Raw genomic sequence first — 7,539 nt, 5'->3', positions numbered from 1 at the left:
GGCCGCAAGAGGCGGGTGGCGCCGCCTTTGAGCGCGCGTTCGGAGGTGTAGCGCAGCAGGCCGCGAGCGTAACCCATCCGGTCCATGACGCTGTCGCAGACGTCGATGCAGGCACCGCAGCTGATGCAGTCCAGCTGTAGGCCGTCGCGGATGTCGATGCCGGTGGGGCAGACCTGCACGCACAGCGTGCAGTCGACGCAGTCACCGAGGCCTTGCGCGCGCGGGTCGCTGCCCTTGCGTCGCGCGCCGCGGTTCTCGCCACGGGCTGTGTCGTAGGAGACGAGCAGGGTATCGGCGTCGAACATCACGCTCTGGAAGCGCGAGTAGGGGCACATGTGCAGGCACACCTGCTCGCGCAGCCAGCCGGCGTTGATATAAGTCGCGGCAGTGAAGAACAGCAGCCAGAAGGCGGTGGTGGCACCGACCTCGAAGCGGGCGAGGTCGGCCACCAGTTCGCGCACCGGGGTGAAATAGCCGACGAACGCCATCGCCGTGGCCAGGCTGATGGCCAGCCATAGCGTGTGCTTGGCGGCACGGCGCAGCAGCTTGGCGGCCGACCAGGGCGCGGCGTCGAGCTTGATGCGCTGCAGGCGATCACCCTCGGTGATCTTTTCCACCCACATGAACATCCAGGTCCAGGTGCTCTGCGGGCAGGCGTAGCCGCACCAGATGCGTCCGGCCAGCACGGTGATGAAGAACAGGCCGAACGCGGCGATGATCAGAATCGCCGAGAGCAGGATGAAATCCTGCGGCCAGAAGGTGGCGCCGAAGATGTGAAACTGCTGCCGGTCCAGATCCCACAGCACCGCCTGGCGCCCGTTCCAGTTCAGCCAGACGGTGCCGAAGTAGAGCAGCATCAGCAGCGCGCCGCCCAACAGGCGCAGGTTGCGGAACCGGCCGCTGAAACTGCGCGTATGAATGGGCCCGCCGCCCTGCGCGGGCGTCAGGCGGATCGGTTGGCTGGGATCAACGGTTTCGATGATCTGCGCGGGTATGCGGTCGGTCATTAGGCTTCGCCCCATAGGCATTTCAGGCGAAGCGGATGATCCCTGCCAGTGGTGCTGCATAACAGACTCAGATGAACAGCCAAAATACAGATCAGATGAGCATCGGTTGCCTGCCCTGCAACGTCTTCGGACAATGGGTTGACCTGCATCAGTGGAACGTTTCGGGATCGGCTGATCTGCTTTTTTAGTGCCAATCTGCATCTGTTGCGCCGCTGCCAACAAAGCCATAGTCGAAACCTTTTGCCACGCACTGAGGAGCTGTCGTCATGATTTCTGACCTGCCGTCAATGGAGCGCCGCCGATGATTCTCAAGGGCCTGACCTGGCTGGTGCTGCTGCAACTGTTCGGCAACCTGATCAATCTGGTGCTGCTGCCGGCATTGCCTGGGCCAATCATCGGCATGCTGTTGCTGTTTGGCCTCCTGTTGCTGCGCCGCAGCATTCCCGAGTCGCTGGAGAAGACCGCGGCGCTGCTGCTGCAGTACCTGCCGCTGCTGCTCATCGTGCCCGCCGCCGGAATCATGACCAGCGGCGCCGCGCTGCTGGATGACCTGCCTGCCATCGCCGCCGGGCTGGTGCTGTCGTTGCTGATCACCGTGCCGTTCTGCGGCTGGCTGATGCAGCGACTGATTCGCCGGCTCGATCTCAAGCGGGAGGATCAGGCATGACGGTTCTCGACTGGCGCACGGCCTGGGCGGCCGTCGTGGTGCATCCGCTGTTCGCCGTGGCGCTGACGCTGATCGCTTTCAAACTCGCGCTGATGCTCTATCGGCGTAGCGGCTGGTTGGTTCTGCAGCCGGTGATGATCGGCATGCTGCTGGTAGTCGGCACGCTCACCCTGGTGGATTTGGAGTACGCGCGCTACCGCGAGGGTGCCTCGTTGATCGCCATGTTGCTGGGGCCTGCAACCGTGGCGCTGGCGGTGCCGCTGCATCGTCACCTCAAGCGGATTCAGCAATTGTTCTGGCCGATCGTCATTACCCTGGCTGTGGGCGGCGTGCTCAGCGTGGTGCTGACGCTGGTGATCGCCTGGGCGCTGGGCGCGCAGCTGCCGGTGCTGATGAGCCTGGCGCCGAAGTCGGCGACCATGCCCATCGCCATGCTGGTGGCCGAGCAGCTCGGTGGACTGGCCTCGCTGGCGGCGGTGTTCGTCATGCTCACCGGCGTTATCGGCACCGCGTTGGGGCCGCTGTTGCTGCGCTGGGCAGGTGTCGAGCATCCCGCCGCGCGGGGCCTCAGCTATGGCATCAACGCGCATGCCATCGGTACGGCGAGGGCGTTGGAAGAGGGTGACGAATGCGGCGCTTTCGCCGCGCTGGGCATGAGTCTGCTGGGCATCCTGATCGCGCTGCTGCTGCCCTTTGCCCTGGGCTGATGCGCGGCGCTGCCGAAAGTAGGTGAACCGGACGGATTCCGGGCCCTTCAGCCTTCACGCACCACTGGCTAGCACTCCGTCCGCCCGGTTAGAGTAGGCAGCGGTCGCTTGACCGTGCACAGGGTGCAAACATGAAATTGCGGATGTTCCAGGTCGATGCCTTCACTGCCGAGCGCTTCAGGGGCAATCCCGCGGCAGTGATACCCCTGCAAACCTGGCTGCCGGACGCGCTGATGCAAGCCATCGCCGCCGAAAACAATCTTTCTGAAACGGCCTTTTTCGTACGCGAAGCGGACGGGGCGTTTCACATCCGCTGGTTTTCGCCACTGACTGAAATCGACTTCTGCGGCCATGCCACGCTGGCCAGCGCCTTTGTGCTGCTGGAAGCGGGCCTGGCTCAGGCACCGCTGACCTTCCGCGCCGCCGCTGTGGGTGACTTGGCGGTGCAGCGACGGGCTGATGGCATGCTGGAAATGAGCTTCCCCAACCGCGCGCCGGAACCGGTTGCCGAACCGCCGGCGGCATTGTTGCAGGGGCTTGGGTGCGAGCCGGAAGCGGTGCTGTGCAGTCCGCAGGCATGGTTCGCCGTCTACCGTGACGAGCGCGAGGTCAGGGCGCTGGCGCCCGATCTGCAGGCGCTGCGCACGCTGGCGCCACTGGATGTGGTAGTGACCGCGCCGGGACGCGAGCAGGATTTCGCCTCCCGTTATTTCTGGCCAGCCAACGGCGGCGACGAGGACCCGGTCACCGGCTCCATCCATGCCGGGCTTGCGCCGTACTGGGCCGAGCGGCTGGGGCGTAACGAGCTGGTGGCGCTGCAGGCGTCGAAACGTAGCGGCATCCTGCACTGCCGGGTCGAAGCGGATCGTGTGATGGTGGCCGGGCAGGCCGTGCTTTATCTCGACGGCACCATCGAACTTTAAAAATTGTCTTCAACCCATTGCGATCGGCTTTCACAGGCGGCGCGATGGGTGTGCCTGTGTGTGGCTGATCGGTTCTAACGAATGGGGTTGCGGAACGTGATGATGAAAAGGCTGTTGCCGTTTGTCCTGCTTGCCAGCGCGATGGGCTCGTTCGCCAGTGCGGCACAGCCCGCGTTGCCGCTGGATGACCGGCAGGCGCTGATCGAAACCCTGCTCGAGCGCATGACCCTGGTGGAGAAGATCGGCCAGCTGCGGCTGATCAGCATCGGTGGTGACATGCCGCGCGAGCGGATCGTCGAGGAGATCGCTGCCGGACGCATTGGCGCCACCTTCAATTCGGTCACCCGCGCCGACAACCGCCCCATGCAGGATGCGGCGCTGCGCAGTCGCCTGGGCGTTCCGATCTTTTTCGCCTACGACGTCATTCACGGCCACCGCACCATCTTCCCGATCAGCCTGGCGCTGGCGTCGAGCTGGGATCTCGAGGCCATCGCCCTTAGCGGTCGCGTGTCGGCCATCGAGGCCAGCGCCGACGGCCTGGACCTGACATTTGCACCGATGGTCGACATCACCCGTGATCCGCGCTGGGGCCGGACCTCCGAAGGCTTCGGCGAAGATCCCTACCTGGTATCGCAGATCGCCGGCACGCTGGTGCGCGCCTATCAGGGTGAGCGCCTGAGCGCCGCGGACAGCGTGATGGCCAGCGTCAAGCACTTCGCCCTGTACGGCGCGGTGGAAGGGGGCCGCGACTACAACGTGGTCGACATGAGTCCGCAGCGTATGCATCAGGATTATCTACCGCCATACCGTGCCGCGGTGGACGCCGGCGCAGGCGGCGTGATGATCGCGCTGAACACCGTCAACGGCATGCCGGCCAGCGCCAACCGCTGGCTGTTGCGCGACCTGCTGCGCGACGACTGGGGCTTCCGTGGGCTGAACATCAGCGACCACGGCGCCATCGACGAACTGCTGCGCCACGGCGTGGCCCGCGACGGGCGCGAGGCTGCGCGCCTGGCGATCGAGGCGGGTATCGATCTGAGCATGCATGACTCGCTTTATCTGCAGGAACTGCCGGGGCTGGTCGAGCGCGGTGAGGTGCCGATCGAGCTGATCGACCAGGCCGTGGGGCGTGTGCTCGGTGCCAAGTACGACCTCGGCCTGTTCCATGATCCTCATCGGCGTATCGGCAAGGCGGCGGACGATCCCGTCGAGGTCAATGCCGAAATCCGCCTGCATCGCCAGGCGGCAAGGCAAGTGGCGCGCGACTCGCTGGTCCTGCTGGAGAACCGTCAGCAGACGCTGCCACTGCGCAAGGACGCGACCATCGCGCTGGTCGGCCCGCTGGCCGATTCCCACGTTGACATGCTCGGCAGCTGGTCGGCGGCCGGTGTGGCGGCACAGACGGTGACGCTGCGCCAGGGACTCGAGGCTGCAGTGGGCGATTCCGGCCGGGTCGTTCATGCCCGTGGCGCGAACGTCACCGACGATCCGCGACTGATCGAGTACCTGAACTTTCTCAACTGGGATCGCCCGGAAGTGACGCAGGACCCGCGCCTGCCGCAGGCGATGATCGACGAGGCCGTGCGTGCCGCGCGCGAGGCTAACGTGATCGTTGCTGCGGTGGGCGAGTCACGTGGCATGTCCCACGAATCCTCTAGCCGTACCAGTCTCACGCTGCCGGCCAGCCAGCAGGCACTGCTCGAAGCGCTGGCTGCCACCGGCAAACCGCTGGTGGTGGTTTTGATGAATGGCCGGCCGCTGCAACTGGGCTGGGTCAAGGACAACGCGGATGCCGTGCTGGAAACCTGGTTCGCCGGCACCGAGGGCGGGCACGCGATTGCCGAGGTGCTGCTCGGTGCGCACAACCCGTCCGGCAAACTGCCGATCTCCTTTCCGCGCTCGGTTGGCCAGATTCCGACCTACTACAACCACCCGCGACTCGGCCGACCCTACGTCGAGGGTCGCCCTGGCAACTACACCTCGCAGTATTTCGAAGAACCCAACGGTGCGCTGTACCCGTTCGGTTATGGCCTGAGCTACACCGAGTTCGAGCTGGCGAAGCCGCAGCTTTCACGACATCAGCTGAAACGCGGCCAGATTCTGGAGGTCAGCGTAACGGTAAAGAACACTGGCGCACGCGCCGGCGCGACGGTAGTGCAGCTGTATCTGCAGGATCTGGTCGGCTCCAGCGTACGTCCGATCAAGGAACTCAAGCGCTTCGAAAAGCTCATGTTAGAGCCAGGCGAGTCGCGGGTAGTGCGCTTTGAACTGGGCGAGGACGATCTGAAGTTTCCTGACGCGCGACTCGACTACGTGGCCGAGCCCGGCGAGTTTGAAGTCCAGTTGGGCCTCGACTCGCGGTCGGTGCAAAGCGTGCGATTCGAGTTGTTGTAAGACTTTTTTCTGTATGGCGATCTGCATCCAGCCCACGACCGCTGCCGCGCTGTAGAGCAAAGCGGCGGAATACGTGGGTTGTAGGCGATCAGAAACAGCGAAGCAGAGCGAACTCTGCACAAACGTGTAATTCGGAGGCGGTGTGTTACGCATTTTTCAATGGAACACGGGGAATCAGCCGGCACGCATGCTGGCCGGTCTGGCGGGTGGCCTGTGCATGCTTATGGCTGGCAGTGCGCTGGCGTTCAGCCTCGACGATGTGGCCAAGCGGGCTCAGGAACTGGCTGCCAGCGGTTACGAGGAGCCGGTGAGCAACCTGCCCGACGAATTCCGCAAGATGGCATTCGCCGACTACCAGCGCGTGCGCTTCAACCCGGAGCATGCCTACTGGAAGGACGTCGAAACCCCGTTCCATCTGCAGTTCTATCACCAGGGCATGCACTTCGACACGCCGGTGCGCATCAATGAAATCACCGCGACGAAAGTGCGCGAGATTCGCTACGACCCGTCGATGTTCGAGTTCGGCGGTGTCGACATCGACCCGGCCTCGCTGGAGGGGCTGGGCTTCGCCGGCTTCAAGGTGCTCTATCCGCTGAACAAGAAGGACAAGCAGGACGAGGTGATGACCCTGCTCGGCGCCAGCTACTTCCGCATCATCGGCAAGGGCCAGTGGTACGGGCTCTCCGCGCGCGGGCTGGCGGTCGACACGGCACTACCAGTGGGCGAGGAGTTCCCGCGGTTCCGCGAATTCTGGGTCGAGCGGCCGCAGGCTGATCGGCGCAACCTGGTGATCTACGCGCTGCTCGATTCGCCGCGCGCCACCGGCGCCTATCGCATGGTGCTGACGCCGGGCAAGGACAGCACGCTGGACGTGCAGGCCAAGGTGTTTCTCCGCGAGCAGGTCGGCAAGCTTGGGATTGCGCCGCTGACCAGCATGTTCCTGTTCGGCGCCAACCAGCCGAGCAATGTCACCAACTTCCGTCCGCAACTGCATGACTCCGAGGGTCTGGCGATTCATGCCGGCAGTGGCGAATGGATCTGGCGTCCGCTGAACAATCCGAAGCGGCTGGCCGTGAGTGCGTTCAGCGTGGAGAACCCGCGCGGCTTCGGGCTGATGCAGCGCACTCGCGATTTCGGCCGTTACGAAGACCTGGACGACCGCTACGAGCTGCGCCCGAGCGGCTGGGTGGAAACCCGCGGCGACTGGGGCAAGGGCCACGTTGAGCTGATCGAGATCCCGACGCCTGACGAGACCAATGACAACATCGTCGCCTTCTGGTCCCCGGAAAAGCAGCCGGAGCCCGGCCAGTCGCTGGATCTGGAATACCGCCTGCACTTTTCCATGGACGAACCGAGCCTGCACGATCCTGAGCTGGCGTGGGTGCAGCAGACCCGTATCTCCACCGGCGACGTCAAGCAGGCCAACCTGATCCGCCAGCCTGACGGCAGCACGGCGCTGGTCGTGGACTTCGTCGGGCCGGTGCTGGAGAAGCTCGCCGAGGATGCGCCGGTCAGCACGCGCGTCAGCGTCGATGACAATGCCGAGCTGGTGGAAAACAACCTGCGCTACAACACCGTCACCAAGGGCTGGCGCCTGACGCTGCGCGTGAAGGTTCGCGACCCGGCGCGCCCGGTCGAGATGCGTGCGGCGCTGGTCGATGGCGACAAGACCCTTTCCGAAACCTGGACCTACCAGATTCCTCCCCATGAATGAGCAGCATGCAGTGAATGGTCTGACGCAAAACTATTGCGACGGCCTGGCATTGAACGAAACCGAGGACCCGGCCAGATACCGGCAGGCGGCCGAGCGGGGCGGCCTGTTCGCGCTGCATGATGAACTG

The 7,539-nt window shown here is 64.5% G+C and carries 6 protein-coding genes; 5 read left to right on the top strand and 1 reads right to left on the bottom strand.

Annotation, left to right across the window (positions count from 1 at the left end):
- The coding region (ccoG, locus tag LO50_RS21085) for a cytochrome c oxidase accessory protein CcoG (RefSeq protein ID WP_044316251.1) at positions 1-1,007 on the bottom strand (1,007 nt) is incomplete at its 3' end.
- Positions 1,008-1,308: 301 nt separating this feature from the next.
- Between ccoG and LO50_RS21080 the strand changes: the two genes are divergently transcribed.
- The 5 genes from LO50_RS21080 to LO50_RS21060 all read left to right on the top strand — a co-directional run bounded on the left by LO50_RS21080 (position 1,309) and on the right by LO50_RS21060 (position 7,412).
- A complete protein-coding gene (locus tag LO50_RS21080) occupies positions 1,309-1,674 on the top strand; it encodes a CidA/LrgA family protein (protein ID WP_023446782.1) in 366 nt (121 codons plus the stop codon).
- A complete protein-coding gene (locus LO50_RS21075) occupies positions 1,671-2,381 on the top strand; it encodes an LrgB family protein (RefSeq protein WP_023446781.1) in 711 nt (236 codons plus the stop codon). The genes LO50_RS21080 and LO50_RS21075 overlap by 4 nt, the downstream gene beginning before the upstream one ends.
- Positions 2,382-2,524: 143 nt before the next feature.
- Complete coding sequence (locus LO50_RS21070) at positions 2,525-3,304, top strand: PhzF family phenazine biosynthesis protein (RefSeq protein WP_023446780.1); 780 nt, start codon at positions 2,525-2,527, stop codon at positions 3,302-3,304.
- Between the two features lie 102 nt (positions 3,305-3,406).
- Entirely contained in the window at positions 3,407-5,698 is a 2,292-nt protein-coding gene (bglX, locus tag LO50_RS21065; RefSeq protein ID WP_044316250.1) for a beta-glucosidase BglX, read from the top strand.
- Positions 5,699-5,885: 187 nt separating this feature from the next.
- Entirely contained in the window at positions 5,886-7,412 is a 1,527-nt protein-coding gene (locus LO50_RS21060) for a glucan biosynthesis protein G (RefSeq protein WP_023446778.1), read from the top strand.
- Positions 7,413-7,539 lie beyond the last annotated feature (127 nt).

Source organism: Stutzerimonas stutzeri, from assembly GCF_000935215.1.
GTDB lineage: Bacteria > Pseudomonadota > Gammaproteobacteria > Pseudomonadales > Pseudomonadaceae > Stutzerimonas.
The sequence above is the reverse complement of the archived record's forward strand: the minus strand, read 5'-3'. Positions and strand labels throughout refer to the sequence as shown.